The sequence below is a fragment of the Ruegeria sp. G12 genome, from assembly GCF_056533565.1.
This window is the reverse complement of sequence record NZ_JBQFOO010000002.1, coordinates 186,785-212,012: the sequence shown is the minus strand read 5'-3', so window position 1 is coordinate 212,012 and position 25,228 is coordinate 186,785. Positions and strand designations below refer to the sequence as shown.

Genomic DNA, 25,228 nt, shown 5'->3' with positions numbered 1-25,228 from the left:
GCGCATATGACTGACGCTCTTGCTATTCACCGTCTACCGCACGCCTTTGATCAAGCCTTGGGGGAAGAAGCCCGTGCTTTGATGCCTGATCTGACCGCAGAACAGGGTGATCTGATTGCCGGAACGGCAGGGTCCAGCCCCTATCTGAAAGGCCTGATCGAGCGCGAGAAAGACTGGCTGCCACAAGCGCTGCACAGCCCGGATCAGGCGTTGGCGGATGTCATGGCGGCGGCACGGGCCCTGCCGCCCGATCAGTTGAAGCCGGGGCTGCGGCAAGCCAAGCGCCGGTTGGCTTTGCTGACCGCACTGGCGGATATCGCCGCGGCCTGGCCCTTGGAAAAGGTGACAGCGGCACTGACGGATTTCGGGGCGCTAGCCGCGGATGTGGCGGCCAAGGCCGAGATCGCCGCCCTGATCCGCCGCAAGAAACTGCCCGGCATGACCGAGGAGGATGTCGAAACCGCGGCCGGGATGGTGATCCTCGCCATGGGGAAAATGGGCGCGCATGAGTTGAATTACAGCTCAGATATCGACCTGATCGTTTTGTTCGACGAGACGCGGTTTGACCCCGATGATTTCTACGAGGCCCGCCACGGCATGGTCCGCGCCACGCGCAATTTCTGTGCCACGCTCAGCGACAAGACGGCGGATGGCTATGTCTTTCGCACCGATCTGCGCCTGCGCCCTGATCCGGCGGTGACGCCGGTCTGCATGGCGATGGAGGCGGCGGAGCGGTATTACGAAAGCCTCGGCCGCACTTGGGAACGCGCCGCTTACATCAAGGCGCGGCCCTGCGCCGGGGACGTTGTGGCGGGGCAAAGGTTTCTGGATGCGCTGCGCCCGTTCGTCTGGCGTCGCCATCTGGATTTCGCCGCCATTCAGGACGCCCACGACATGCGCCTTCGCATTCGCGAGAACAAAGGGACGGGCGGCACCCTGTCTATCCCGGGTCATGACATGAAGCTGGGGCAGGGCGGTATCCGAGAGATCGAGTTCTTCACCCAGACACGCCAGTTGATCGCAGGTGGTCGCGACCCCGACCTACGCGTGCGCGGTACGGTTCCGGGGCTGGCCGCGCTGGCCGCCAAGAGTTGGGTGCCCGATGAGGTCGCCGCCAAGCTGACCGATCACTACCGCGCCCACCGCGAGGTCGAACACCGTATCCAGATGATCCACGACGCCCAGACCCATAAAGTGCCCAATTCCCAAGATGGGATCGAACGCGTTGCCTGCTTGATGGGCCTCAGCAGCGCCCAGTTTACCCAGGACCTGACCCGACGCCTGACCGAGGTGCACGATCTGACCGAAGGGTTCTTCGCGCCCGGCCCCGGTGCCACCCCGACGCCCGCGCAGGAGGTCGAGTTCGACAAAGGTATCCTCGCCCGCTGGGCAACCTATCCTGCGCTTCGCACCCAACGGGGCAGGCGCATTTTCGACCGCCTCAAGCCCGAACTTCTGTCGCGCCTTGCCAAAACCGCCCAACCCGAGGAGGCGCTGATGGCGCTCGACGGGTTCCTCGCCGGACTGCCCGCAGGCGTTCAGCTTTTTTCCCTTTTCGAGGCCAACCCCCACCTGATCGACTTACTGATCGACATCGTGGGCACCTCGCACGCCCTGGCCTCGCATCTGTCGCGCAACGCTTCGGTGTTTGATGCGGTGATCGGCGGCAGTTTCTTTGCCGACTGGCCGGGGCAGGTGGCGTTGCAGACCGAACTGGCACAGGCGCTGGCGCAGGAATCCGACTACGAAACACAACTCGATTTCGCGCGACGCTGGTGCAAGGAATGGCACTTCCGCATCGGCGTGCATCATCTGCGCGGATTGATCGACGGGGCGCAGGCGGGGGGACAGTATGCCGATCTGGCACGGGCGGTCATCGCCGCGATCCTGCCGCATGTTTCCGAGAATTTCGCCCGCAAGCACGGCCCCGCTCCGGGACGAGGCGCTGCGGTTCTGGGCATGGGGTCGCTGGGGGCAGGGCGGATCAACTCGCAATCCGATCTGGACATGATCGTGATCTACGACCCGTTGGATCAGGATATGTCCGACGGCCCGCGCCCCCTGGCAACACGTACCTATTATGCGCGGTTCACGCAGGCGCTGATCACGGCGCTGTCCGCCCCGATGTCGCAGGGGCGTCTGTACGAGGTCGACATGCGCCTGCGCCCCTCGGGCAATCAGGGCCCGGTGGCGACCAGCTGGGCCAGCTTCACCCACTATCAGCAGGAAGAGGCTTGGGTCTGGGAACACCTCGCCCTGACCCGCGCCCATGTTGTGGCGGGCGATCCGGCTTTGGCCGGGGATATCGAAGGGTTTCGGGCTGAATTCCTGTCTCACCCGCGCGACAAGGACAAGGTTCTGCGCGAAGTGGCCGAGATGCGAATCCGACTGGCCGCCGCCAAATCGCCCGCCGGTGTTTGGGATGCCAAGAACGGCCCCGGTCGGATGATGGATATCGAGTTGATGGCCGAGACCGGAGCCCTGTTGGCAGGCATATCGCAACGCGACGTGCAGTCCGGGCTCGACGGGGTCGTCGCTGCCGGTCTTCTGGATGTCGCGCAGGCGCAAACGCTGAAGGACAGTTACGACCTATGCTGGTCCGTGCAATGCGCCGCGCGGCTGTTGTCCGGCAAGGTGATCGAGGCCGACAAGATCGGCGAGGGTGGCGCGGCCTTTCTGTGCCGCGCCACCGGGTTCGAACGGGTGGACGAACTGCAGGCCGCATTGCAGGACAGTTACACCACCGCCGCCGCTCTGATCGGCAGCGTGATCAAAAGGGGCGAAGATGGCGCGCAGCAGTGATCCCAACGATCCCAAGGGCCTGATCCGCGAGGCCTACCGCATCGAGGGCATCACCTTGCCCGAATGCCGCAGCATCTTTCTGGACTGGGCGCTCAGCCTGCCGGACGGGCAGGACCAGAAACAGGCGCTGGCCGATTTGCACGCGGCCTATTCCGCGCAGGACGCCGATCACCCGATGACGCAGGTGTTGGCCGAGGGTCTGCAAGCTGCGCAAGCCCCGAAACGGCGCGGCGGCTGGCGCAGCCGTCCCCGTTAACGGGGCTTTCCCACCGCGCAGTTCAGGATTATGAGGGCGTCATGACCCAAGCCGCTGACCGCCCCCGCATCCGCCTGAAACCCAAAGCCAACGCGCGCGGCCTGCGCCACGGCTTCCCTTGGGTCTACGCCAACGACATCGTCACCGACCGCCGTACCCGCAAGATCGCCGCTGGGTCACTTGCCATTCTGGAGGATGACAAACGCGCGCCCATTGCGCTGGTCGCGGTCAACCCCGAGTCAAAGATCATGTGCCGCGTTTTGGACCGAAACCTTCAGGCCGACCTGAACGCCGAGTGGTTCGAAACCCGCCTGCGTCGTGCGCTTGAAATGCGGGAACAATTGTTCGAAGCGCCCTACTACCGCCTGATCCACGCCGAGGCCGATGGCCTGCCCGGTGTGATCATCGACCGTTTCGGCGATACCTGCGTCATCCAACCCAACGCCGCATGGGCCGAGGCGCATTTGGAAACGCTGACGGACGCGCTGGTCAAGGTGACAGGTGCTACCACCGTTTTGAAGAACGCCTCGGGTCGCACACGCGGGCTGGAGGGGTTGGACGATGTGAACCAAACCCTGCGCGGAACAATTCCCGATGCCCCTCTGCCGGTGCCCATGAACGGCGCGACCTACATGGCCGACCTGACCGGCGGCCAGAAAACCGGCCTGTTCTACGACCAGCGCCCCAACCACGCCTTCGCCGCTCGGCTGGTGCATCCTGGCGCGCAGATTTTGGACGTGTTCAGCCATGTTGGGGGCTTCGCTCTGGCCATGCTGGCCGGAGGGGCCGCACAGGCGCTTTCGGTCGATGGCTCTGCCGCCGCGCTGGACTTGGCGACCAAAGGTGCCGAGGCCTCGGGCTGCGCCGACCGGTTCCAAACCCGCCAAGGCGACGCCTTCGATGTCCTAACCCAACTGGGGGAAGAAGGCGCGCAATTCGACGTGGTGATCTGCGACCCGCCAGCCTTCGCCCCATCAAAACAAGCGCTGGATGCAGGCCTGCGCGCCTATGAACGCATAGCCCGCCTTGCCGCGCCTTTGGTCAAACCGGGCGGCTATCTGGGGCTCTGCTCCTGCTCTCACGCGGCTGATCTGGGCCGCTTCCGCGACGCCTCATCCCGCGGGATTGGCCGCGCCGGACGACAGGCGCAGCTGATCCACACCGGCTTTGCCGGACCGGACCACCCTCAACTGCCGCAACTGGCCGAAAGCGGCTACCTCAAAGCTGTGTTCTACCGGCTGTGAAGGCGGTTCTGGACACCTGCGTCATCTACCCCACGGTGATGCGAGAGATGCTGCTGGGCGCTGCCAGCCTCGGCCATTTCACCCCGCTCTGGTCTCAGCGCATCCTCGAAGAATGGGCCCGCGCCGCCCGAAAACTCGGACCCGAAGGCGAGGCGCAAGCCCGCGCTGAAATCGCACTGGTCCAGTCACAGTGGCCCGAGGCGAAACGCGCCGCCCCGCCAAGTCTGGAACAACGGCTCTGGCTGCCCGACGGCGCGGATATCCATGTTCTGGCCACGGCCATCGCGGGCTCGGCAGATATCATCGTGACAGTCAACGCAAAGGACTTCCCCAGAAACATCCTTACCGAAGAAGGCCTCAACCGACGCGACCCCGACGGTCTTCTGCACGAGTTCTGGCTTGCCGATCCCGGCGGTATGACACATCTCGCCACCCGCGTTCTGGATGAAGCCAACCGCCTGTCCGGCAACCAATGGACCCTGCGCGTCCTAATGAAAAAAGCCCGCCTGCCGCGTCTGGGCAAAGCCCTGTCGCACTAAACAGAATCCCCTTCATCTGGCCAAAAATATCCCGGAGAGCGCGAGAGGCTGGCCTCTCGCTGCGCTGTAATCAGCCACCAGCCCAACGCCGTTCAAGCACCTCAAGCGCCGCAATCCGCTCATCCGTCTTGGGGTGGCTCATCAACCACGCCGGAACAACACCCGCCCGCTGCTGCGTCAGGTCTTCTAACTTGTGAAACAGCGATTTCTGCGGCCCTATGCCAATCCCGGCCTTGGTCAGCAGGGCAGCAGCGTACTCGTCTGCCTCATACTCATCCGCCCGCGACAGACGCGACGCCAAAAGCGAGGTCAGAGCGTTGGCAATTAGCGCGCCAATGAACGGAATGAACCGATTCAGCACCATAATCAATGCCGTCCGCATGGCGTTCTGCCCGGAAAAATCAATCATCCGCCGCCGCGCGTGGCCCAAGGCGACATGGCCCAATTCATGCGCGATTACGCTGGCCATTTCCTCGGCCGAGACCTCTCCGTTGCGGAACTTGCGGTAGAACCCACGCGTGATGAATATCCGCCCATCCGGCGCAGCCAGACCGTTTACCGGGTCGATCTCGTAGATATAAACCGGCACCCGTTCCACATCCAAAGCGGCAGCCAGCCGATCGGTCATACGCTTGAGTGCCGGATCGGCCAGTTCGGTCGATTTGGCGTCCAGTTCGCGATGGGTGCGCCAGACGGAAATCCGGTACATCACGACGGCATATGCGATGGCCAGCAGGATCGGGGTTAGGCGCAGCATAAGAAGGATATGGCTTCTTCGCGGCCTGAGGGCAACTATAGCTGTCCCGAAAATTTCGAGAGAAAACAGATCTCACCGACGGGGCCCCGGAAACTTCAAAAGTTTCCGGTCCGATTTCATTTAATGAAATCGGGTGTCGGGGGCGAAGGCCGGGCCAATGCCGACTTGCCTCAGCGCGTCAGTTCCCGCATCCCCTGTTCCAACCCTGCCAGAGTCATCGGTACCATCCGATCCTCGAAAATCTCGCGCATCATGCCGATGGACTGGGTGTAGCCCCAGTACTTCTCGGGCACGGGGTTGATCCACAGGTTTGATGCCCACTGATCGCGCGCCCGCTGCAGCCAAACCTGACCGGCCTCCTGGTTCCAGTGCTCGTTCGCGCCACCGGGATAGGCAATCTCGTAGGGGCTCATCGAGGCGTCGCCGACAAAGATGCATTTATAATCTGCGCCATAGGTGCGCAGGACCTCGTGTGTGGGCGTTTGCTGATCCCAGCGGCGGCGGTTGTCACGCCAGACGCCTTCATAGAGGCAGTTGTGGAAGTAATAATACTCCAGATGCTTGAACTCGGTCCGCGCGGCCGAGAACAATTCCTCGACCACTCGGATATGCGCGTCCATCGAACCGCCCACATCGAGGAACAACAGAACCTTCACCGCATTGTGGCGTTCGGGGCGGGTTTTGACGTCCAGATAGCCATGCTCGGCGGTTGCGCGGATGGTGCCATCAAGATCCAACTCTTCGGCGGCCCCTTCGCGCGCCCAGCGGCGCAGGCGTTTCAAGGCAACCTTGATATTCCGGGTGCCCAGTTCAACTGTGTCGTCCAGGTTCTTGAATTCACGCTTGTCCCAGACCTTGACAGCGCGCTGGTGGCGGCTTTCTTTTTGCCCGACGCGCACCCCTTCGGGGTTGTAACCATAGGCGCCAAAGGGGCTGGTTCCGGCGGTGCCGATCCACTTGTTACCGCCCTGATGGCGGCCTTGCTGGTCCTTCAGCCGTTCGCGCAGCGTCTCCATCAGCTTGTCGAAACCGCCAAGCGCTTCGATCTCGGCCTTTTCTTCCTCGCTGAGGTGTTTCTCGGCCATCTTGGCCAGCCAGTCCGACGGGATATCGACCGCTTCCAGCACCTGATCGAAGCTGATCTGATCCAGCCCTTCGAAACTGGCGGCAAAGGCGCGGTCGAACTTGTCGATGTTGCGCTCGTCCTTCACCATCGAGACGCGGGCGAGGTAGTAGAACGCCTCGACATCATAGGTGGCGAGGCCCTTCTTCATACCTTCCAGAAAGGTCAGGTATTCCCGCAGCGATACGGGAATGCCTGCTTTACGAAGGTTTTCGAAGAACGGCAGAAACATCGCGTCAGACCACCAGTCGCACCAACACCATCGAGATTATGAGGCCCACCAGCGCAAAGGCAATGCCATAACCGGCGGCATATTGCGCCATGTCCGCCGCGTTGCCGTTGCGTTTGCGTGCGGTCAAAGCGCCCAGGATCGCCCCGATAAGCGCCATTCCCAGAACCACTAACATGTGTGTTTCATCCACCTCTGCTGCTGTTTGCCGGAGCTCTGGCCGCAACGTCCTGAGTCAGCGACTGTGCCACCAGATCCGAGCCGAAGCCGTAGCGCGCCCACCCTAGACTGTCCAGCCTGACGGCGCGTGCTTCCTGTATTCGGCCCGATTGCCGAAGCGCCTCGGATTTCAACAACAGCAGAGTGGCGAGGATGGATGCATTCTCGGCCCGCGTCATCACGCCGATCGCCCGATCCAGATCGGGCAACGCGGCGGGGCCGTCACCTTTCGCCAGCGCATAGGCTGCGGTCTGGGTGGTGACATGGGCCTGGTGTACCTCGGTTCCAGGTGTGGCGCGCAAATATTGCAGGGCGATCTGAAACTGACGCTGTGCTTCCTCTGGGTCATCGAACTGTACCATGCGACCCATCAGATAGTGGGGATAGGCGCGGCGGTGGTCCGTCCAGCCCATCTGCTGACCGATCCTCGCGGCCTTTTTGACCGCCCGCATCTGCCGCGGAGAGCCCGGCCCAGCCCCAACCGATTTCTGGATTGCCTCAATCCATTCCCGTGGGGTTTCCGAGAACGGCTGCACTGGAAGGTTCTCTCCCCTCGGGTTCAATCGGCGAAGAACGCCGGGGATGACAGCCGCAACCTCTTCGCGCGACATACCGGTCTGCAATTCGGGCGCGTAGGCCGCGCGCAGGATCAGCATGTCAAACCCGGTCAGAACGGTGTGGATGTTGTCATCGTTGAACACTGAATCCGGCAGGTGATACAGGTCGTTCAGTGGCCCCAGCGCCTGCGCGATTTCCTCATGCAGGCAATCGCGCATTTCCTGCGGACTGACGTCATAGGGGATGAAGATGCCCAGCCGCTCGCGGCGGCGCAACTCGGTCCAACTGCTTTTGGCTTTGCGCCTGTCGCGGCGGTATTCTTCCAGGCTTGAAGCGTTGGGAACGACAAAGCAGGCGGCGTTCGGCAGAACGCGGTGGATTTGCTCCTGACTGACCGCCTCGACGGTGATGTTAGCCTGACCCTCGTCGATCTGACGGATGTCGATCCCCGCTTCGCGCCGAATGCGGTTCAGCAGGCGGGTCAGGTCCCGCTGCATGCTTGGGGTCGGTGTGCCGGTCAGGCGCAGGGTGACGGGCGTTTCAAAGCGGGTGAAAACAGGTAGGGGGGCTCCGCTTTCAAGTTCGAAATGCAGCGAAACGAAATCGGCGGCGATGTTCTTGTTCGACCGCGCCGGGGCGGTGGGATACGCGCGGGCGAAACTCTTGGCAGGGGGCAGCGATATTTCGGCGACGTTCACGCGGGTCGGTAGCTCGATCCGGTCCACCTGCGTACAGGCCGAAACCGCAGCCACCAGAAGGAATGCGCCCCACCGCTTCATGAGCGGTTGTACCGTATAAAGGGCGACTTCTTGCCGATCCGGTCGTACAATTGCCGGGCCGTGTGGTTGAAATCCTGCGTCAGCCAATAGACCGAGGGCGCGCCTTGACGGTCTGCCTCATCATAAACTGCCTGGATCAACGCCCGCCCGACGCCGGTTCCGCGCGCCTCGGGGCGGGCAAACAGGTCCTGCAGATAGCAGACGTTTTCCACCTTCCACGCGTGGCGGTGAAACAGGTAATGGGTCAGCCCCACAAGCTGCCCGTTCAGGTCGGCCACGAAGCACGAAAAATCATGCAGATCATCGCCCAGCAGGCGCGAAAAGGTGGAATCGTAAATCTCATCCGGCACCGAGGTTTCGTAAAACGCCAGATAGTCGTGCCACATTTCGGCCCATGGCTCTCGGTCCTCGGGCCGCAGGGGGCGGATTGTCAAATTGTCGGCCAAAGGACGTCCTGCTCTGCTGTTGTGGTGCCGGGACCCGAGCGGTGGGCCATGCACAATGCTTGCATTCAGCCCGCCTTAAGGCAAGCCGTGATCCCCGCGCGCCGGTCAGGCCGTCGCTATCGCTTGGATCGTGCCATAAACGCCAGCCGCTCAAACAGGTGCACATCCTGTTCGTTCTTCAGTAATGCTCCATGCAGCTTGGGCAGTGCATTCGCTCCGTCGCGCTTGAGGTCCTCAGACGTCAGATCCTCGGCCAGCAGCAGTTTCAGCCAATCCAGAACTTCCGAGGTCGAGGGCTTTTTCTTCAACCCCTGCGTCTCGCGGATTTCATAGAACTGGGTCAGGGCGGTGGTCAGTAGCGCGTCCTTGATGCCGGGGTGGTGTACTTCGACGATCCGGCGCATTGTGGCCTCATCCGGAAAGCGGATATAGTGGAAGAAACAGCGGCGCAGGAACGCGTCGGGCAGTTCCTTTTCATTGTTCGAGGTGATGATGACGATGGGGCGGTGCTTGGCGCGGATCGTCTGACCGGTCTCGTAGACGTGGAACTCCATCTTATCGAGCTCCTGCAGCAGGTCGTTGGGAAACTCGATATCGGCCTTGTCGATCTCATCGATCAGCAGAACGACTTTTTCGTCTGCCTCGAACGCCTGCCACAGCTTGCCCTTGCGGATATAGTTCGACACGTCATGCACGCGTTCCTCGCCCAATTGGCTATCGCGCAGCCGGCTCACCGCGTCATATTCGTACAAGCCCTGTTGGGCGCGGGTGGTGGATTTGACGTTCCACTCGATCATCTTCAGGCTCAACGCCCCGGCCACCTGCCGCGCCAGTTCGGTCTTGCCGGTTCCGGGCTCGCCCTTGACCAACAGCGGACGCTCCAGCGTGACGGCTGCGTTCACGGCAATGGTCAGATCGTCGGTGGCGACATATTCGGCTGTGCCTTGAAAACGTGCGGTCATAGGCCCCTCGTGTGGATTCGCGTGATGTGCGGGCAGAATTGTGGTTTCCGGGTTACAGAGAGCCAAGGTTTTTGACAACCCGGGTCCCTGCGTCGTGTTTGGTGAATTTTGCAGCGACTTCAATCCGTTTTGCTTGATTCGCTTTTGGCCGGGTGCCGCATGGGTTGTAGGACGCCCAGAAATGGCCCGATAAAGTTCACAGAAAAACAAGGTTTTGTTTGTAAAAGTCTCATATTTAGACCGGTTCTTGTGACGGCGCGTTTGCGCTACGTTTGTGTAGTGACATTCCCACGCGCGTCGGATACATGCAGCGCAGAAGGGGGTGCCAAATGTCAGGTGAAACGACCGCAACCAACGACGTTTCTGGCCATACCGAGGGAGCAAAGATGAAGCAGGAAGTTTTTCTGCCGGAAGATTATCGCCCGGCCGAAGATGAACCGTTTATGAACGATCAACAGCTTGAGTATTTCCGCCGCAAGCTGCTGGATTGGAAAAATGAACTGTTAGCAGGCAGCCGCGACACGATCGAAGGGCTTCAGGACAATACCCGGAACATTCCCGATGTTGCAGATCGGGCCAGCGAAGAAACCGACCGGGCCCTGGAACTGCGCACGCGGGACCGTCAGCGCAAGCTGGTCGCCAAGATTGATGCAGCCCTGCGCCGGATCGACGAAGGCGAATACGGGTACTGCGAAAAGACCGGCGATCCCATTTCCCTGAAACGTCTGGACGCACGGCCGATCGCAACCATGACGCTTGAAGCGCAAGAGCGTCACGAGCGCCGCGAAAAAGTCCACCGCGACGATTGATCGCTGGGAAACTTGGTAAAACGGAAACGCCGGGGCCTGTCGCTCTGGCGTTTTTGCGTTAAGGCGGTGCCATGAAGATCGACAGGCTGAAATTCTGTGTCATCGGCGGTGGGATTGGCGGACTGGCCGCCGCGCTGGCGTTGCGACAATCGGGCGCTAAAGTCACGGTGTTGGAGCAGGCCCCAGCCCTGACCGAGGTGGGCGCAGGGCTGCAGATCAGCGCCAACGGCATGTGCATCCTGCGTGCGCTGGGTGTGGTGAGCGACGTCCCCGAAGCGGGGCAAAGATCGCATGGCACCCTGTTGCGGGACTACCGCAAAGGCCGCCTGATCAGCCGTCTGCCAGGCCCATCTGCCGGGCCGACCTACTACTACCACCGCGCCGATCTGCTGGATCTGCTGCACACGGCGGCGCAGCAGGCCGGTGTCGATATCCGTCTGGGTGCCCGCGTGACACAGGTGATCAAACACCCCGCCGAGGCTGAGGTGGTTCTGGACGATGGCGAAAGGCTGCGCGCTGAATGCGCCATAGCTGCGGATGGCGGGCGTAGCATCATCCGGCCTATCCTGAATGGTCCCGAGGCTCCGGAATTCACCCATCAGGTCGCCTGGCGCGCGACAATTCCTTGGGAACAGCGAGAACAAACCCCGAAAGCGACGCTGACAATGGGTCCGCACCGCCACGTTGTGACCTATCCCTTACGTGATCAACGCCTGCTGAACATCGTGGCGATCGAAGAACGCTCGGATTGGCAGGAAGAAGGCTGGCGCCGCCCCGGCGACCCGGACGACTTGCGCGCGCGCTTTGCCGATTTCGGTGGGCCGGTACGGGACATTCTCGCCAAAGTGGACGAGGCGCATCTGTGGGCGCTATTCCTGCGCCCGGTCGCCGAAAAATGGCAGAACGGACGGCTGGCCCTGTTAGGCGATGCAGCCCATCCAACGCTGCCTTTCATGGCGCAGGGGGCATGTTTGGCACTTGAAGATGCGTGGATATTTGCGCGATCTTTCAAGGAACAATCCGGCGTGACCCGCGCGCTTGCCGCCTATGAGCAAACACGACGGCTGCGTGCACAAAAGGTCGTAGAGGCAGCTAACGCCAATACCCGCAATTTCCACCTGACCGGGGCGGCTCGGCTGGCAGCTCAGGCGGCGTTAACGGTAATCGGCCCGCGCCTGTCCCGACGCTATGAGTGGATTTATCGCTACGACGCGACCGTTTGAGCCCTTACAGATCCAGATCGACCCACACCGGAACATGGTCCGAGGGCTTCTCATGACCGCGCACCTCGGCATCAATCCGGCAATCCCGCATCAGATCGGCAGCCTGCGGGGTCAGCAGGAAGTGGTCGATGCGAATACCGTCATTCTTGTTCCATGCCCCGGCCTGGTAATCCCAGAATGAGTAATGCCCGGGCCCCTGCGTGTGCGCCCGAAACGCCTCGGTGTACCCGAGGTTCAGAATCTTGCGGAACGCAGTGCGGCTTTCCGGTCGGAACAACGCATCCTCGCGCCAGTCATCCGGGCGCTTCGCGTCTTCTGCTTGCGGAATGATGTTGTAGTCACCTGCCATAAGGGCCGGTTCTTCTGTCGACAAAAGATCGCGGGCGCGATCATACAGACGCTCCATCCATGCCAATTTGTAATCATATTTTGGGCCGGGAACAGGATTGCCGTTGGGCAGATACAGCCCGCAAATACGCAGGGGCTTTTTGCCAATGACGGTGGCCTCAATCCACCGCGCCTGTTCGTCCTCGTCATCCCCCGGTAGCCCGCGTGAGACGTCTTCCAAAGGCAGTTTGGACAGGATCGCCACGCCGTTGAAACTCTTCTGCCCGTGGCTTTCTACGTTGTAGCCGCGATCTTCAAATATCTCGCGCGGGAAGTTTTCATCGATCGACTTGATCTCTTGCAGCAACACGACGTCGGGCTGCGCATCGTCGAGCCAACGGGGCAGAGCCTCGACCCGCGCCTTGATGCCGTTGATATTGAACGTGGCGATTTTCATGCGCGGTCCTCCGTTGGCTTGTGGCAACCTATCGCTCATTCAAACCCCAGCGGCAAGTGTTGGGCGGATTTGCGAGGCTCTGCCTCGCGCTCCGGGATATTTTTAGACAGATGAAGAAACGGATCTTTAACCATTTTGAGTGAAGAAGATCAGGCGGTACAGGCGGGGACGCCGATGACCGCGACAGGTGAAGCTCTCCGATGGATTGGTCGGAGAGCGGATCCCTGCTTCATCTGTCTAAAAATATCCTGGGGGTGTGGGGGCAAAGCCCCCATCGGCGCTACATCGAAAAAGAGGTGCCGCAGCCGCAGGACGAGGTGGCGTTCGGATTCTCGATCACAAATCGCGCTCCGATCAGTTCCTGCGTAAAATCAATCACGGCGTTTTCCAGAAACGGCAAAGAGATTGAATCGACGATTACCTTCTGGCCCTTGCCCTCAAGGATCAGGTCGTCTTCTTTCGGGGTGTCCAGAGCGATTTCGTATTGAAAACCGGAACATCCACCGCCTTCCACCGCCACGCGCAGGGCTTGCCCTTGATCTGCTGCGCCAATCTCAGCCAGACGATCAAAGGCGCGTTCTGTGACTGTCGGGGGCAGATTCATGCCAGACTCCAAAGGTTTATTTCTGAACCACGGTACAATATATGAAACCTGACGACAGGCGACAAGGACAAGACGAGTGGAGCGAGCGGGTTTTGCCTCGGATCCGGGCCGCGCGAGGGGGCGGCTGGTGCCGGAAGAGGAGAGCAGTTTCCGGTCCTGCTTTCAGCGCGACCGGGACAGGATCATTCACGCAAGCGCCTTTCGGCGGCTCAAGCACAAGACGCAGGTGTTTGTCGAGCATGAAGGCGATAGCTACCGCACCCGTCTGACCCATTCCATTGAAGTGGCGCAGGTCGCGCGGACCATTGCCGGGGCCTTGGGACTGAATCCGGAACTGACTGAAGCTGTGGCATTGGCGCATGATCTGGGGCACACGCCGTTTGGTCATACGGGTGAGGACGCTCTGCATGCTTTGATGCAGCCGTATGGCGGTTTCGATCACAATGCGCAGGCGATCCGGATCGTCACGAAACTGGAAAGGCACTATGCGGAATTCGACGGCTGTAATCTGACATGGGAGTGCCTTGAAGGCATCGCCAAGCACAATGGCCCCGTGTCGGGGGAACTGCCCTGGGCGCTGGCCGAGTGCAATGGCGTTTTTGATCTGGAACTGCACACCCATGCCAGTGCCGAGGCGCAGGTGGCGGCGCTGTCGGATGACATAGCTTATAACAACCACGATTTGCTGGACGGGCTGCGGGCGGGGCTCTTTTCAGATGCCGAGATCGAGCAACTGCCCATCGTCGGCGACTGCTATGCCGAGGTGGATCGCAAATATCCCGGCCTTGACGCCTATCGGCGGCGGCATGAGGCGTTGCGCAGGGTGTTCGGTGTTATGGTGTCGGATGTCATTGATGCCTCCCGAAACCTGATCCAGGCCTCAGGTGCGCAATCGGTCGAGGAGATCCGTCATCTGGGCTACCCGGTCGTACAGTTCTCTGCCGGTCTTTGGGCGCAACTGAAAGAAATTCGCGCTTTTCTCTTTGCCCGAATGTACCGCGCGCCTGCGGTGATGCAGGTGCGGGCCGAGGTCAGCAAGGTCGTTCAGGAGCTATTCCCGATTTATCTGAGCGACCCAAGGCAAATGCCCGCGCGCTGGCATGCGGACATCGAAGCGGCCCAAGGCGAAACGGCGCTCGCCCGCATCGTTTCGGACTATATCGCGGGCATGACCGACAGGTTTGCCTTGCAGGACCATGCCCGGCTGACCGGAGATCATTCGATCGCGATGTAGGCGATGGCCCAGACCTGCTGGCCCGCCTGTGTCTGGGCAAGGTCGGCATCCTCGGTAGGAGGGAAGACGATCATCGTTGGACCATAGCCGCCGATGCCCATCGGCGCGCCGTCGGCATGGGTTGCTACGATGGGTTGGTGTGTCTCAATGCTCTGCCACGGAATTTCCGCCTGATAGCCGTCCATCGCCATGGGCAGCGCGGTTTTACCCTCGGCACCGGCCATCTTCATCACTTCGGACAGCAGCGGGCCCGTGAAAGTATAGTCGCGCTGGTTGTCCGGCGGGCCATAGGGGATGGTGATCTCGACCTGCGCAAGCCCGTCCAGAATCGCGGCGTCAAAACCGGCGGCCCCGTCATGGGTGACCTCAAGAAACCCAAGCAAACCGCCGTCATTTTCGCCGCGCGCGGGCAGGTTGGTTTCGTCAACCGCGCCGCCCAGCGTCAGGATCACATGGCCCTGCGGCGCGGGCATTTCGGCCCAGACAGAAGTGGCGGTCAGCAACAGGGAAAGGGGCAGGGCAAGGCGCATCATTTGGGGCTCCGGCGGTTGAATTGCAAATTTGACATTACCGGTCTGCGCGGCTGAACCAAGCTCAAACTTTAGGCGTCCATTGACCTTGGCGCTTTGCGTGTTAAACCGCCCGGCAAGCAGAAGGACATTCGAAATGAACCTGTTTTCCGAGATCCGCGCCCTTGTACTGGACGCGCTGGCAAAAATGCAGTCCGAAGGCGCGCTGCCCGAGGGGTTGAGCTTTGACAATGTGGCGGTCGAACCTCCGCGCGATGCGGCGCATGGCGACATGGCGACCAACGCGGCGATGGTGTTGGCCAAGCCCGCCGGAATGAAGCCTCGCGATATCGCCGAAGCTCTGGCAGGTAAGCTGGCGGCGGATGACCGGATCACCAGCGCTGAGGTCGCAGGCCCCGGGTTTTTGAACCTGCGGTTGGCGCTGCCGGTCTGGCAGGGCATTGTGGGATCGGTTCTGGAAAAGGGCACGGATTACGGCAAGTCCGACATGGGAGCGGGCAAGACTGCGAATGTGGAATTTGTCTCGGCCAACCCAACCGGACCGCTGCATGTGGGCCATTGCCGGGGCGCGGTGTTTGGCGATGCGCTGGCGGGTCTGCTGGATTATGCCGGGTTCGACGTCACCCGGGAATACTGGGTCAATGATGGCGGCGGGCAGGTCGATGTGCTGGCGCGGTCGGCTTATGAACGTTACCGCGAGGCCAACGGGCTGGAATTCGAGGTGAAAGAGGGGCTGTACCCCGGCGACTACCTCGTGTCGGTGGGCGAAGCGCTGAAAGAGAAGTTCGGCGACAGCATGATCGACAAGCCCGAGGCCGACTGGCTTGTCACCTTCCGCGATTTCACCATTGACGAAATGATGCGGCAGATCCGCGAAGATCTGGGCATGCTGGGGGTTCAGATGGATGTCTGGACGTCCGAGCGGTCGTATTATGACAGCGGCAAGATCGAAAAGACGCTGGAAGAGCTCAAAGAGATGGGGCTGGTCTATCGCGGCGTGCTGGAACCGCCCAAGGGCAAAGCTCCGCCCGAGGATTGGGAGCCGCGCGAACAGATGCTGTTCAAGGCGACCGAATATGGCGACGATGTTGACCGCCCGGTGCAGAAATCGGATGGCGGCTGGACCTATTTCGCGCCCGATCTGGCTTATCACTATGACAAGATCAAACGTGGTTTTGATGTCATCATCGACGTGTTTGGGGCCGATCACGGCGGCTATGTCAAACGGATGAAGGCGATTGTGGCTGCCCTGGACAGCGAAAAGCGGGTGTCCTTCGACATCAAGCTGACGCAGTTGGTGAAGTTGTTCAAGAATGGCGAGCCGTTCAAGATGTCGAAACGGGCAGGGACGTTCATCACGCTGCGCGACGTGTTGGAGCAGGTTGGGCCGGATGTTACCCGCTTTGTGATGCTGACACGGCGCAACGATGCTTCGTTGGATTTCGATTTCGACAAGGTGCTGGAACAAAGCCGCGAGAACCCGGTGTTCTACGTGCAATACGCCCATGCCCGCGTCATGAGCGTGCTGCGCCGCGCGGCTGAGGCCGGGATTGACGCGCAGGATACGACCCTCGTCGCGTCTGACAGGGGCAAGATCGACCACCCGTCCGAACTGGCGGTTGCCAAGAAGCTGGCCGAATGGCCGCGTCTGGTCGAAATTGCCGCCCGCACCAATGAACCGCACCGGGTTGCTTTCTACCTGTATGAACTCGCAGGTGATTTCCACGCGCTGTGGAACAAGGGCAATGACGAAACGCAGCTGCGTTTCATCCAGGATGGCGATGTTGCCACAAGCCAGTCAAAAATCGCATTGGCCCGGGCCGTTTCTGTTGTGATTTCAGCGGGCTTGGGTATTCTTGGCGTTACTCCGGCGCAGGAGATGCGGTAGCCAATATCGCCCGAACCGCCGGTACGAGGTAGGCAAGAAATGACCCGCGCGCCCAATTTTTACGGCGCGAAACGGGCGGTGAGGCGGATATGACGAGTTACGATTACTCGGGGCAGGAAAGTCCCGAGCACGCGCAGTACACGAATCAACCCCATGCGCAGGATGCGTATGAGTATCCCGACGACATGCAGGACCACACCGCGCCAGCGCGGTCTTTTAGTCTGGGGCGTGCGGTCAATGTGCTGGGTGCGGTTGCCTCGGTGGCGCTGGTCGTTGGGGTTGGCGTTTGGGGTTACAAGCTGGTCATGCGGGATGTTAGCGGCGTTCCGGTTGTACGCGCGGCAGAGGGACCGATGCGTATTCAGCCCGAAAAGCCCGGCGGCACCCCTGCGGACCATCAGGGCCTCGCGGTGAATGCAGTGGCGGCTGAAGGTTCGGCTGCGGCCCCGGCAGATCGCCTGATCCTGGCACCGCGTCCGGTGTCCCTGACAGATGAGGACCTGCCTGCAGGTGAACTGAAGCCGACACAAGCGGTGCATGTGATTGAAGAGCCGATCTCGAACCGTGAAGCGGCTGAGTTACGGCAGAACGCCGTTGACGCTCTGGTCGCGGAACTGGCCGGAGAGGCGGCGAAACAGGAACAGTCGCAGGACGAGGGCGTCCAAGTTGCCGCGCTGGCGTTGCCCGAAGAGGAACCTGCCATTGATCCCGCCGATCTGGCGGCCTCGCTACCGGATCCGGAACTGGCGGCGCTGCCCGGTGTACGGCGGTCTCTGCGGCCCCATACGCGCCCGGCCCGTAGCCTGCGCAGCGCGCCTGCCGAGGACGCAATCAATGCCGCCGTCAAAACGGCCGTGGGTCTGGATGTTGATCCCGACACCCTCAACAACGGGACACGTCTGGCCCAGTTGGGCGCTTACGAAAGCGTGGATGTTGCGAAGTCCGAGTGGGCGAGGCTTAACGGCCGATTTGGCGAGTATATGGATGGAAAACAACGCGTTATCCAAAAAACCTCAAGCGGCGGGCGCACGTTCTATCGCCTGCGCGTGCTGGGCTTCGATGACCTGAGCGACTCGCGCCAGTTCTGCGCCGCGCTGGTGGCACAGGGGGCCGATTGCATCCCGGTGGCCGTTCGGTGAATTTCGGTGCAGCGATCACCGATGCCGAAGGTTTGCGCCTGAGTGATGAGGAACGCGCCATGTTCCGCCAGATGAACCCGTTCGGGTTCATTCTGTTTGCCCGCAATATCGACACTGCCGATCAGGTCCGTGCCCTGTGCGACGATTTCCGCGAGGCAGTTGGCCGCAATTGCCCCATCACCATTGATCAGGAGGGCGGGCGTGTGCAACGCTTGCGCGCGCCTCTGGCCCGCGAATGGTTGCCCCCGCTGGATCACGCGGACCGCGCAGGGGATCAGGCCGAACGGGCCATGTATCTGCGTTATCGTCTGATTGCCCACGAACTGTTCGAACTGGGCATCGATAGCAATTGTGCCCCCACGGCTGATGTGGCGTGGGTCGACACCCATGCTTTTCTCCGAAACCGCTGCTACGGCAGTGACGCGGACCAGATCGGAAAGATCGGGCGCGCGGTGGCCAAGGCCCATCTGGACGGCGGGGTTTTGCCCGTTGTGAAGCACATGCCCGGCCATGGCCGTGCGACGCTGGACACCCATTTCGACTTGCCACGCGTTGACCTGTCGTTGGAAGAGCTGACTGAGACGGACTTTGCGCCGTTCCGCGCGCTGAACGATCTGCCCATGGGGATGACAGCGCATCTGGTGTTCGAACAGATCGACTCGACGCCGGCAACAATCTCAGCACCGATGATGCAGGTGATCCGCGAGGTGATCGGCTTCGAAGGCCTGATCATGACCGACGACATCTCGATGAAGGCGCTCAGCGGGTCCGCCGCGGACCTGTCGCGGCAGGCATTGCAAGCGGGGTGCGATGTTGTCCTGCACTGCAATGGAAGCTTTGCGGAACGCGCCGAAGTGCTGGAAGCCGCAGGTCAGATGTCGGACATGGCACAAACCCGCGCGGAACGTGCGCTGGCCATGCGCAAAGCCCCGCAGGAACTTGACATCCAAGCCGCCGAGGCGGAACTATCTGCCCGAATGGGCGGGCAGGTATATGAACGATAACCTTTTCAGCGAAGACCCGGTCTCGGTCGCAGATCGTCTTGCGGCCGAAGCGCTGATCGTTGACGTCGACGGGTTCGAAGGCCCGCTGGACGTGCTGCTGACCCTGTCGCGGACGCAAAAGGTCGACCTACGGAAAATCTCGGTTCTGGCGCTGGCACAGCAATATCTGGCCTTTGTCGAAAAGGCCCGCGCGCTGCGGATCGAACTGGCCGCCGATTATCTGGTCATGGCCGCCTGGCTGGCATTTCTGAAATCCCGCCTGCTGCTGCCACCCGACCCGGATGACGAAGGCCCCTCGGGCGAAGAACTGGCCGCCCATCTGGCGTTCCAGCTTGAACGTCTGCAGGCCATGCGGGACGTCGCCGCGCGGCTGATGGCCCGCGATCAGTTGGGGCGCGATTTCTTCAAGCGCGGGCAGGGCGAGGACGTGACCCGCATCCGCACCGTGACCTATTCCGCCACGCTGCTGGATCTGATGCAGGGCTATGCCCGCATCCGCACCCGCGACGAATTCCGCCCCTTCGTGATGGACCGCGACGCGGTGTTCACGATGGAACAGGCGCTGGAACGGATGCGCCCGCTGATCGGGTTTGCAGGGACCTGGACGGATATGGAGACCTATCTGCCCGATGGCTGGGATGCTGATCCGGTGCGCAAACGCTCGGCCACGGCGGCGACCTTTGCGGCCTCGCTGGAACTGGTGAAGGAAGGACATATGGAGATCAAGCAGAGCGAGACCTTCGCTCCGATCCATCTGCGGAAAAGGACCGAAACCCGTGACTGACGCCCCCGAAGAGACCGGCACGCTGTTCGAAGCGCCCCCCTTGGCCGAACAGGAGCGCATGGTCGAAGCGGTGCTGTTCGCCAGCGCCGAGCCTGTCACCGTGGCCGATCTTGAGGCCCGGATGCCCCATGGCAGCGACGCGGCGCAAGCGGTTGAATTGCTGCAAAAACGCTATGAAGGGCGCGGTGTGCGTGTGGTCCGTGTGGGCGAGGCCTGGGCGATCCGAACGGCACCAGACCTAGGTTTCCTGATGCAGAAGGAAACGGTTGAGACCCGCAAGCTGAGCCGCGCCGCCATCGAAACGCTCGCCATTGTCGCCTATCATCAGCCCTGCACCCGAGCCGAGATCGAGGAAATTCGCGGCGTGTCCGTCTCGCGCGGCACCATCGACCAGTTGCTGGAAATGGAGTGGATCAGGCTGGGCCGCCGCCGCATGACGCCGGGTCGTCCGGTGACTTTCGTGGTGACGCCGCAGTTTCTGGATCACTTCGGGCTGGAAAATGCGCGCGACTTGCCGGGGCTCAAGGAATTGCGCGCCGCAGGGCTGCTGGAAAACCGTCCGCCCCCGGGGGCGATTCCGCTGGGAGAGGGCCGCGAAGATGAAGCAGACGAGGATCAGACGGAACTTTTCGAGGAAGAATAGCCAACCGGCCCTTTTTCCACCGCAAAGACCCCTTAAGTTGTGTCCCAGCAAACGGAGTTGAACAATGAACGCGAACCGGATCATCGACATGATCGTGCGTCAGGTCATACGGCGACTGGTGACACGTGGCGTGGACAAGGGCTTTGACATGGCCAGTCGGACGGGCAAACCGGGGCAAGCCCCGCGCGATCCGGAAGCCAAGCGTCAGGTGGCGGACAGCTCCAAGCGGCAAAAGCAGAACATGAAACAGGCGCAACGGATGACCCGCCAGATGCGCCGGTTCATGAAATTCTAACCAGCCTTGAAATGCTTCGACAGTTTCAGGCCCTGGCCCTGATAATTCGACGCAATGCCTGCGCCGTATAGCTGCGTTGGCATCTCGGCCATCTTCTCATAGACCAGCCGCCCGACAACCTGACCGTGTTCCAGCACAAACGGTGCTTCGTGGCAGCGGACCTCAAGCACGCCGCGCGAGCCTGCACCACCGGCGGCGGCGTGGCCGAAACCGGGATCGAAGAAACCCGCGTAATGCACCCGGAACTCCCCGACCATCGCCAGATAAGGGGCCATCTCGGCGGCATACATCGGCGGGATATGCACCGCCTCGCGACTGACGAGGATGTAGAACGCGCCGGGGTCCAGGATGATGCGGCCATCATTGGTGCGCACCTCTTCCCAGTATTCCTGCGGGTCGTATTCGCCGATCCGGTCCAGGTCGATGACGCCGGTATGCGGCTTGGCGCGATAGCCGACCAGATCTGTGTCGGGCAGTTGCAGGTCGACTGAAAAGCCCAACCCGTCCTGAATCACCGCAGGCCCATCCACAAGGGGCGAGTCCATATGCAACGCGGTCAGTTCCGCGTCGGTCAGAACCGCCTGACCCTGCCGGAACCGGATCTGGTTTAGGCGCATGCCGGGGCGGACGAGGACCGAGAAGGAGCGCGGGCAAATCTCGGCGTACAAAGGCCCGGTGTATCCTGCGGGCACCCGGTCAAATTCGGCCCCGCCATCGGTGATGGTGCGGGTCAGCAGGTCCAGCCGCCCGGTCGAGCTTTTGGCGTTGGCCACGGCGCTGACATCATCGGGCAAGGCTAGCGATTCCATCAGCGGCACCAGATAGACGCAGCCTTTTTCCAGAACCGCGCCGTCGGTGATGTCGATGCGGTGCATTTCGAACTCGGCCAGACGGTCGGCGACCGAACGGTTTTCGCCCGCAAGGAACGACGCGCGAACACGGTAAGCCACTGTTCCCAGGCGTAAATCAAGGCTGGCGGGCTGAACTTGAGCCGGGATGATCTCGGGGCTGGCCGTGATCTCACCTCGCGCGATCATCGCCTCAAGCTGCTGGTTCGGGCATACGCCGGTCATTCCGATCCCCTCATGTGCCAGAGCGGGATCTGGCCTGTGTGCCATAAACGTCGGTGTGATTTGGTCGGGCTAGCAGGACTCGAACCTGCGACCTTCCGTCCCCCAGACGGACGCGCTACCAGGCTGCGCCATAGCCCGACGTTGGGCTGTTCATAAAGATTTTCCCGGCAGGGGCAAGAGGAAAACAATGCCTTTTTTCCTATCCGGCCACCTTGGTTTCCACCCGATCCAGCCATGTGCGCAGGTCCCGCGCAATCGGTGCGATTCGGGCCAGAAGCGCATCGTCATACTCGTCGCGGTTCCAGGCCAGCGACGCGACACCACCCAGCAGTGGGGCGGTGTCCAGCTCCGGCTCTGCCGGCGCAGGGTCCGCAGATGCAGCGGCGGGGCTTGGGTGTTCTGGCGCGGCCTGTGGCGTCGAAGGTTCGTCCAGATCCATATGGATTTGCTCGGCCGCGGCGGGTTGTTTCGCGGCGAAGGGAACCACTGTGGCGTCCGCCTCGGCAGGTTCGTCCAGCGGCTGGGACAGGGCGGCGACATGGGCCACACCCTGTTCGCGCAGGATGCGCTGCACGCCTTTGATGGTGATGCCATCCTCGTGCAGCAGCTTCTTGATGCCCCCCAGCAGGCGCATGTCGTTGGGCCGGTAATACCGCCGCCCACCGGCGCGTTTCACGGGTTTGACCTGACTGAACCGACTTTCCCAGAATCGCAGCACATGGGCCTGCACTCCCAGCCAGTCCGCAACCTCACTGATCGTGCGAAACGCGTCGGGGGACTTGCTCATCTCTACGAGACCTCTGACTTACTTGCGGTTCCCGGCGGCGACGCGATCCTTCATCAGGTGCGACGGGCGGAAGGTCAGAACGCGGCGGGGTTGAATCGGAACCTCTTCGCCGGTTTTGGGGTTGCGGCCGATGCGGGCGGTTTTGTCCCGAACGCTGAACGTGCCGAAGGATGAAATCTTGACCTGCTCGCCGCGCACAAGCGCGTCGGACATGTGGTTCAGAACGCTTTCGACCAATTGCGCGCTTTCGTTGCGTGAGAGGCCTACCTCACGAAAGACAGCCTCGCTCAGATCCATTCGGGTCAGTGTTTTGTCGCCCATGCCAATTCCCCTGTTGATAGGAAAGAATAGGGTCAGGGGAAATTCGCTGTCAATATCAATGAATTGCAGGCGGCTGTGTAAGCCGGATTGCGCCTGTTACCAGCGCAGCGCCACCGCGCCCCAGGCCAGACCGCCGCCGATGGCCTCGGTCACGATCAGATCGCCCTGCTTGATCTGCCCGCGTTCCTTGCCCACCGAAAGGGCCAGAGGGATCGAGGCGGCAGAGGTATTGCCGTGATCCTGCACGGTGACCACCACGTTCTCCATCGGCAGGCCCATCTTTTTCGCGGTGCCCTGAATGATGCGGATATTGGCCTGATGCGGCACGACCCAGTCAACATCAGCGCTGCTGAGACCCGCGCGTTCCAAGGCGGTTTCAGCGGTTTTTGCAAGCTTTTCAACGGCATGGCGGAAGACCTGATTGCCCTGCATCCGCAGGTGCCCGGTCGTATGAGTCGACACACCGCCGTCGACATAGAGCAGGTCCTTGTAGCGTCCGTCCGAATTCAGATCGGTTGCCAGAATGCCGCGATCCGCGGGGGTGCCTGCACTCTCCTGCGCTTCAAGCACTAGCGCGCCCGCGCCGTCGCCGAACAGGACGCAGGTGGATCGGTCGGTCCAGTCCATGATTCGGGAAAACGTCTCGGCCCCGATCACCAGAACGCGTTTGGCTTGACCCGACAGGATCAGAGCATCGGCGTTGCTGAGTGCAAAGACGAATCCGGCGCACACGGCCTGAACGTCGAAAGCAAATCCTTTGGTCATGCCCAGCCGGGCCTGAACCATCGTCGCCGCAGACGGAAAGGTCAGATCGGCGGTCGAAGTGGCCAGAACGATGGCGTCGATATCATCCGCCGTCAGCCCCGCATCGGCCAGCGCCGCCTCGGCCGCGTGGGTTGCTAGATCCGACGTTGTTTGGCCATCTGCGGCAAAGTGGCGGCGTTCAATCCCCGAGCGTGTCCGAATCCATTCATCGGTTGTGTCCAGCGTCTTTTCAAACTCGGAATTCGGGACAACTCGTTCAGGCAAATAATGCCCGACACCTACAACAACTGAACGGCCTGCCATGTTGGGGTACTGCCTTTTTGTTATTTTTCGGTCTGCGGCGCAGATTGCGCGGCATCTTGGGCAAGCTGGGCCGTTGATGCAACCCGTGCCGCCAATTTTTCGGCAAATCCTGACTGGGCCAAGGTGAACGCCAGCTTGACTGCTGCCGACACGCCGGTCGCGTCCGCGCCGCCATGCGATTTGACCACGGTGCCATTCAGGCCAAGGAAAACACCGCCGTTCACCCGGCGTGGATCGATGCGTTTTTTCAGCCGGTTTAGCGACGTGATGGCCAGAACCGAAGCCAAACGGGACAGGGGCGAATACTTGAACGCCTGCCGCAGCAGATCGCCGATCAGGCTGGCGGTGCCTTCACCTGTCTTGATGGCGACGTTACCAGTAAACCCGTCTGTTATGATCACATCTGCCTTATCACCGGGAATATCGCTGCCTTCGACAAAGCCCACAAAATCGAAATTTGCGGGATCGGCAAAATCGGCAATCAGGGAATGTGCCTCTTTCAATTCGGCCCGGCCTTTGTGTTCCTCGGTACCTACGTTCAGCAGGCCGATCCGGGGGCGATTCAGCGCCATACCATTGCGGGCGTAAGAGGCCCCCATCAGCGCATATTGCAGCAGGTCCTTGGCATCGGCCCGGACATCGGCGCCAACATCCAGCATCACGTTGAACCCCTGCGGGTTCCGCGAAGGCCACAGAATGGCGATGGCGGGGCGGTTCACGCCCGGCAGCTTGCGCAGGCGCATCATCGACAGCGCCATCAGCGCGCCGGTATTGCCGCAGGACACCGCGCCGTGTGCTTCGCCCTGACGCACCACCTCAAGCGTGGACCACATCGAGGTCTGCTTGCCGTTGCGCACAACCTGGCTGGGCTTGTCCTCCATCGTGACCACATCGGGGCAATCACGAAAAACGACGCGCCCATCAAGGACACGCCGTTTGGCGACAAGCTTGCGCAAGGTCTGTTCCGGACCGTGCAGCAGAAACCTGATATCGGGGTTCTTTTTGGCCGAATTCGCAATGCCTGCAACAACGACTGCGGGACCCGCGTCCCCACCCATAGCGTCTACCGAGATGGTGATCCGACCGGCGTGCGAGGGTTGTTCAGTCATGCCTTGGCCTGCGCTCGAT

The 25,228-nt window shown here is 61.5% G+C and carries 27 protein-coding genes and 1 tRNA gene; 13 read left to right on the top strand and 15 right to left on the bottom strand.

Annotated features, from left to right (window positions below; translation table 11 throughout):
* Window positions 1-6: 6 nt before the first annotated feature.
* Genes ACR0JN_RS04875 through ACR0JN_RS04860 form a run of 4 tightly spaced genes read left to right on the top strand, consistent with a single transcriptional unit; the run spans window position 7 to window position 4,841 of the window.
* Window positions 7-2,802, top strand: a complete 2,796-nt coding sequence (locus ACR0JN_RS04875) for a [protein-PII] uridylyltransferase family protein (protein WP_480884558.1) — start codon at window positions 7-9, stop codon at window positions 2,800-2,802.
* On the top strand, window positions 2,786-3,058 hold the full coding sequence (locus ACR0JN_RS04870; RefSeq protein ID WP_480815344.1) for a hypothetical protein: 273 nt from the start codon (window positions 2,786-2,788) through the stop codon (window positions 3,056-3,058). Before ACR0JN_RS04875 ends, ACR0JN_RS04870 begins: the two co-directional genes overlap by 17 nt.
* A gap of 41 nt (window positions 3,059-3,099) precedes the next feature.
* A complete protein-coding gene (locus ACR0JN_RS04865; protein ID WP_480884557.1) occupies window positions 3,100-4,302 on the top strand; it encodes an RSP_2647 family RNA methyltransferase in 1,203 nt (400 codons plus the stop codon).
* The gene (locus ACR0JN_RS04860; RefSeq protein WP_480884556.1) at window positions 4,299-4,841 is read left to right on the top strand and encodes an RSP_2648 family PIN domain-containing protein; all 543 of its coding nucleotides are present in this window, start codon (window positions 4,299-4,301) and stop codon (window positions 4,839-4,841) included. Before ACR0JN_RS04865 ends, ACR0JN_RS04860 begins: the two co-directional genes overlap by 4 nt.
* Before the next feature lie 70 nt (window positions 4,842-4,911).
* Here ACR0JN_RS04860 and ACR0JN_RS04855 read toward each other — a convergent pair whose 3' ends face one another.
* The 6 genes from ACR0JN_RS04855 to ACR0JN_RS04830 form a co-directional block, all read right to left on the bottom strand.
* The gene (locus tag ACR0JN_RS04855; protein ID WP_480884555.1) at window positions 4,912-5,598 is read right to left on the bottom strand and encodes a M48 family metallopeptidase; all 687 of its coding nucleotides are present in this window, start codon (window positions 5,596-5,598) and stop codon (window positions 4,912-4,914) included.
* 170 nt (window positions 5,599-5,768) lie between these two features.
* The gene (locus ACR0JN_RS04850; RefSeq protein WP_480884554.1) at window positions 5,769-6,953 is read right to left on the bottom strand and encodes a vWA domain-containing protein; all 1,185 of its coding nucleotides are present in this window, start codon (window positions 6,951-6,953) and stop codon (window positions 5,769-5,771) included.
* 4 nt (window positions 6,954-6,957) lie between these two features.
* Window positions 6,958-7,128: a hypothetical protein gene (locus ACR0JN_RS04845; protein WP_480613870.1), complete on the bottom strand. Its 171-nt coding sequence runs from the start codon at window positions 7,126-7,128 to the stop codon at window positions 6,958-6,960.
* A 7-nt stretch (window positions 7,129-7,135) separates the two neighbouring features.
* Complete coding sequence (locus ACR0JN_RS04840; RefSeq protein WP_480884553.1) at window positions 7,136-8,506, bottom strand: DUF2927 domain-containing protein; 1,371 nt, start codon at window positions 8,504-8,506, stop codon at window positions 7,136-7,138.
* On the bottom strand, window positions 8,503-8,952 hold the full coding sequence (locus ACR0JN_RS04835) for an N-acetyltransferase family protein (RefSeq protein ID WP_480884552.1): 450 nt from the start codon (window positions 8,950-8,952) through the stop codon (window positions 8,503-8,505). The genes ACR0JN_RS04840 and ACR0JN_RS04835 overlap by 4 nt, the downstream gene beginning before the upstream one ends.
* 116 nt (window positions 8,953-9,068) lie before the next feature.
* Complete coding sequence (locus tag ACR0JN_RS04830; RefSeq protein ID WP_480815351.1) at window positions 9,069-9,914, bottom strand: AAA family ATPase; 846 nt, start codon at window positions 9,912-9,914, stop codon at window positions 9,069-9,071.
* A gap of 386 nt (window positions 9,915-10,300) precedes the next feature.
* Between ACR0JN_RS04830 and dksA the strand changes: the two genes are divergently transcribed.
* Window positions 10,301-10,723 (top strand): RNA polymerase-binding protein DksA, encoded by a 423-nt coding sequence (gene dksA, locus ACR0JN_RS04825; RefSeq protein WP_480815352.1) that lies wholly within the window; start codon window positions 10,301-10,303, stop codon window positions 10,721-10,723.
* Between the two features lie 71 nt (window positions 10,724-10,794).
* On the top strand, window positions 10,795-11,946 hold the full coding sequence (locus tag ACR0JN_RS04820; protein ID WP_480884551.1) for an FAD-dependent monooxygenase: 1,152 nt from the start codon (window positions 10,795-10,797) through the stop codon (window positions 11,944-11,946).
* 4 nt (window positions 11,947-11,950) lie between these two features.
* On the opposite strand, the gene xth is transcribed toward ACR0JN_RS04820, so the two are convergent.
* Together xth and ACR0JN_RS04810 are read right to left on the bottom strand one after the other, a co-directional pair.
* Entirely contained in the window at window positions 11,951-12,730 is a 780-nt protein-coding gene (xth, locus tag ACR0JN_RS04815) for an exodeoxyribonuclease III (protein WP_480884550.1), read from the bottom strand.
* 280 nt (window positions 12,731-13,010) lie between these two features.
* Window positions 13,011-13,334: a HesB/IscA family protein gene (locus ACR0JN_RS04810; RefSeq protein WP_480613884.1), complete on the bottom strand. Its 324-nt coding sequence runs from the start codon at window positions 13,332-13,334 to the stop codon at window positions 13,011-13,013.
* 76 nt (window positions 13,335-13,410) lie between these two features.
* On the opposite strand from ACR0JN_RS04810, the gene ACR0JN_RS04805 reads away from it, so the two are divergent.
* Window positions 13,411-14,568 carry a deoxyguanosinetriphosphate triphosphohydrolase gene (locus ACR0JN_RS04805; RefSeq protein WP_480884549.1) on the top strand — a complete coding sequence of 386 codons (1,158 nt, stop codon included), beginning with the start codon at window positions 13,411-13,413 and terminating at the stop codon, window positions 14,566-14,568.
* On the opposite strand, the gene ACR0JN_RS04800 is transcribed toward ACR0JN_RS04805, so the two are convergent.
* Window positions 14,550-15,101, bottom strand: a complete 552-nt coding sequence (locus tag ACR0JN_RS04800; RefSeq protein WP_480884548.1) for a putative pterin-binding protein — start codon at window positions 15,099-15,101, stop codon at window positions 14,550-14,552. The two genes, ACR0JN_RS04805 and ACR0JN_RS04800, sit on opposite strands and share 19 nt — an antisense overlap.
* 133 nt (window positions 15,102-15,234) lie before the next feature.
* Here ACR0JN_RS04800 and argS point away from each other — a divergent pair, with 133 nt between their 5' ends.
* The 6 genes from argS (at window position 15,235) to ACR0JN_RS04770 (ending at window position 20,851) form a co-directional block, all read left to right on the top strand.
* Window positions 15,235-16,986 carry an arginine--tRNA ligase gene (argS, locus tag ACR0JN_RS04795; RefSeq protein ID WP_480884547.1) on the top strand — a complete coding sequence of 584 codons (1,752 nt, stop codon included), beginning with the start codon at window positions 15,235-15,237 and terminating at the stop codon, window positions 16,984-16,986.
* A gap of 89 nt (window positions 16,987-17,075) precedes the next feature.
* Complete coding sequence (locus ACR0JN_RS04790) at window positions 17,076-18,125, top strand: SPOR domain-containing protein (RefSeq protein ID WP_480884546.1); 1,050 nt, start codon at window positions 17,076-17,078, stop codon at window positions 18,123-18,125.
* A complete protein-coding gene (gene nagZ, locus ACR0JN_RS04785) occupies window positions 18,122-19,129 on the top strand; it encodes a beta-N-acetylhexosaminidase (protein WP_480884545.1) in 1,008 nt (335 codons plus the stop codon). The genes ACR0JN_RS04790 and nagZ overlap by 4 nt, the downstream gene beginning before the upstream one ends.
* Window positions 19,119-19,913: a segregation and condensation protein A gene (locus ACR0JN_RS04780; RefSeq protein ID WP_480884544.1), complete on the top strand. Its 795-nt coding sequence runs from the start codon at window positions 19,119-19,121 to the stop codon at window positions 19,911-19,913. The genes nagZ and ACR0JN_RS04780 overlap by 11 nt, the downstream gene beginning before the upstream one ends.
* Complete coding sequence (gene scpB, locus ACR0JN_RS04775; RefSeq protein WP_480815361.1) at window positions 19,906-20,556, top strand: SMC-Scp complex subunit ScpB; 651 nt, start codon at window positions 19,906-19,908, stop codon at window positions 20,554-20,556. The genes ACR0JN_RS04780 and scpB overlap by 8 nt, the downstream gene beginning before the upstream one ends.
* Before the next feature lie 64 nt (window positions 20,557-20,620).
* Window positions 20,621-20,851, top strand: a complete 231-nt coding sequence (locus tag ACR0JN_RS04770; RefSeq protein ID WP_480815362.1) for a hypothetical protein — start codon at window positions 20,621-20,623, stop codon at window positions 20,849-20,851.
* Here the strand turns inward: ACR0JN_RS04770 and ACR0JN_RS04765 are convergent.
* The 6 genes from ACR0JN_RS04765 to plsX all read right to left on the bottom strand — a co-directional run bounded on the left by ACR0JN_RS04765 (window position 20,848) and on the right by plsX (window position 25,209).
* Window positions 20,848-21,924, bottom strand: a complete 1,077-nt coding sequence (locus ACR0JN_RS04765) for a 2'-deoxycytidine 5'-triphosphate deaminase (RefSeq protein WP_480884543.1) — start codon at window positions 21,922-21,924, stop codon at window positions 20,848-20,850. The two genes, ACR0JN_RS04770 and ACR0JN_RS04765, sit on opposite strands and share 4 nt — an antisense overlap.
* Before the next feature lie 61 nt (window positions 21,925-21,985).
* A tRNA-Pro gene (locus ACR0JN_RS04760) sits at window positions 21,986-22,062 on the bottom strand.
* 61 nt (window positions 22,063-22,123) lie between these two features.
* Complete coding sequence (locus ACR0JN_RS04755) at window positions 22,124-22,711, bottom strand: MerR family transcriptional regulator (protein WP_480884542.1); 588 nt, start codon at window positions 22,709-22,711, stop codon at window positions 22,124-22,126.
* 18 nt (window positions 22,712-22,729) lie between these two features.
* On the bottom strand, window positions 22,730-23,032 hold the full coding sequence (gene ihfA / locus ACR0JN_RS04750; protein ID WP_008755922.1) for an integration host factor subunit alpha: 303 nt from the start codon (window positions 23,030-23,032) through the stop codon (window positions 22,730-22,732).
* Between the two features lie 96 nt (window positions 23,033-23,128).
* The gene (locus ACR0JN_RS04745) at window positions 23,129-24,100 is read right to left on the bottom strand and encodes a beta-ketoacyl-ACP synthase III (protein ID WP_480884541.1); all 972 of its coding nucleotides are present in this window, start codon (window positions 24,098-24,100) and stop codon (window positions 23,129-23,131) included.
* A gap of 20 nt (window positions 24,101-24,120) precedes the next feature.
* Window positions 24,121-25,209 carry a phosphate acyltransferase PlsX gene (gene plsX, locus ACR0JN_RS04740; protein ID WP_480884540.1) on the bottom strand — a complete coding sequence of 363 codons (1,089 nt, stop codon included), beginning with the start codon at window positions 25,207-25,209 and terminating at the stop codon, window positions 24,121-24,123.
* Window positions 25,210-25,228: the final 19 nt, after the last annotated feature.

Excerpts from the sequence above, each read along its gene's own strand:
- ACR0JN_RS04875 (WP_480884558.1), top strand. The coding sequence starts at position 7 with ATGACTGACGCTCTTGCTATTCACCGTCTACCGCACGCCTTTGATCAA.
- ACR0JN_RS04870 (WP_480815344.1), top strand. The coding sequence starts at position 2,786 with ATGGCGCGCAGCAGTGATCCCAACGATCCCAAGGGCCTGATCCGCGAG.
- ACR0JN_RS04865 (WP_480884557.1), top strand. The coding sequence starts at position 3,100 with ATGACCCAAGCCGCTGACCGCCCCCGCATCCGCCTGAAACCCAAAGCC.
- ACR0JN_RS04855 (WP_480884555.1), bottom strand. The coding sequence starts at position 5,598 with ATGCTGCGCCTAACCCCGATCCTGCTGGCCATCGCATATGCCGTCGTG.
- ACR0JN_RS04850 (WP_480884554.1), bottom strand. The coding sequence starts at position 6,953 with ATGTTTCTGCCGTTCTTCGAAAACCTTCGTAAAGCAGGCATTCCCGTA.
- ACR0JN_RS04845 (WP_480613870.1), bottom strand. The coding sequence starts at position 7,128 with ATGTTAGTGGTTCTGGGAATGGCGCTTATCGGGGCGATCCTGGGCGCT.
- ACR0JN_RS04840 (WP_480884553.1), bottom strand. The coding sequence starts at position 8,506 with ATGAAGCGGTGGGGCGCATTCCTTCTGGTGGCTGCGGTTTCGGCCTGT.
- ACR0JN_RS04830 (WP_480815351.1), bottom strand. The coding sequence starts at position 9,914 with ATGACCGCACGTTTTCAAGGCACAGCCGAATATGTCGCCACCGACGAT.
- dksA (WP_480815352.1), top strand. The coding sequence starts at position 10,301 with ATGAAGCAGGAAGTTTTTCTGCCGGAAGATTATCGCCCGGCCGAAGAT.
- ACR0JN_RS04820 (WP_480884551.1), top strand. The coding sequence starts at position 10,795 with ATGAAGATCGACAGGCTGAAATTCTGTGTCATCGGCGGTGGGATTGGC.
- xth (WP_480884550.1), bottom strand. The coding sequence starts at position 12,730 with ATGAAAATCGCCACGTTCAATATCAACGGCATCAAGGCGCGGGTCGAG.
- ACR0JN_RS04810 (WP_480613884.1), bottom strand. The coding sequence starts at position 13,334 with ATGAATCTGCCCCCGACAGTCACAGAACGCGCCTTTGATCGTCTGGCT.
- ACR0JN_RS04800 (WP_480884548.1), bottom strand. The coding sequence starts at position 15,101 with ATGATGCGCCTTGCCCTGCCCCTTTCCCTGTTGCTGACCGCCACTTCT.
- argS (WP_480884547.1), top strand. The coding sequence starts at position 15,235 with ATGAACCTGTTTTCCGAGATCCGCGCCCTTGTACTGGACGCGCTGGCA.
- ACR0JN_RS04790 (WP_480884546.1), top strand. The coding sequence starts at position 17,076 with ATGACGAGTTACGATTACTCGGGGCAGGAAAGTCCCGAGCACGCGCAG.
- ACR0JN_RS04780 (WP_480884544.1), top strand. The coding sequence starts at position 19,119 with ATGAACGATAACCTTTTCAGCGAAGACCCGGTCTCGGTCGCAGATCGT.
- ACR0JN_RS04770 (WP_480815362.1), top strand. The coding sequence starts at position 20,621 with ATGAACGCGAACCGGATCATCGACATGATCGTGCGTCAGGTCATACGG.
- ACR0JN_RS04765 (WP_480884543.1), bottom strand. The coding sequence starts at position 21,924 with ATGACCGGCGTATGCCCGAACCAGCAGCTTGAGGCGATGATCGCGCGA.
- ACR0JN_RS04755 (WP_480884542.1), bottom strand. The coding sequence starts at position 22,711 with ATGAGCAAGTCCCCCGACGCGTTTCGCACGATCAGTGAGGTTGCGGAC.
- ihfA (WP_008755922.1), bottom strand. The coding sequence starts at position 23,032 with ATGGGCGACAAAACACTGACCCGAATGGATCTGAGCGAGGCTGTCTTT.
- ACR0JN_RS04745 (WP_480884541.1), bottom strand. The coding sequence starts at position 24,100 with ATGGCAGGCCGTTCAGTTGTTGTAGGTGTCGGGCATTATTTGCCTGAA.
- plsX (WP_480884540.1), bottom strand. The coding sequence starts at position 25,209 with ATGACTGAACAACCCTCGCACGCCGGTCGGATCACCATCTCGGTAGAC.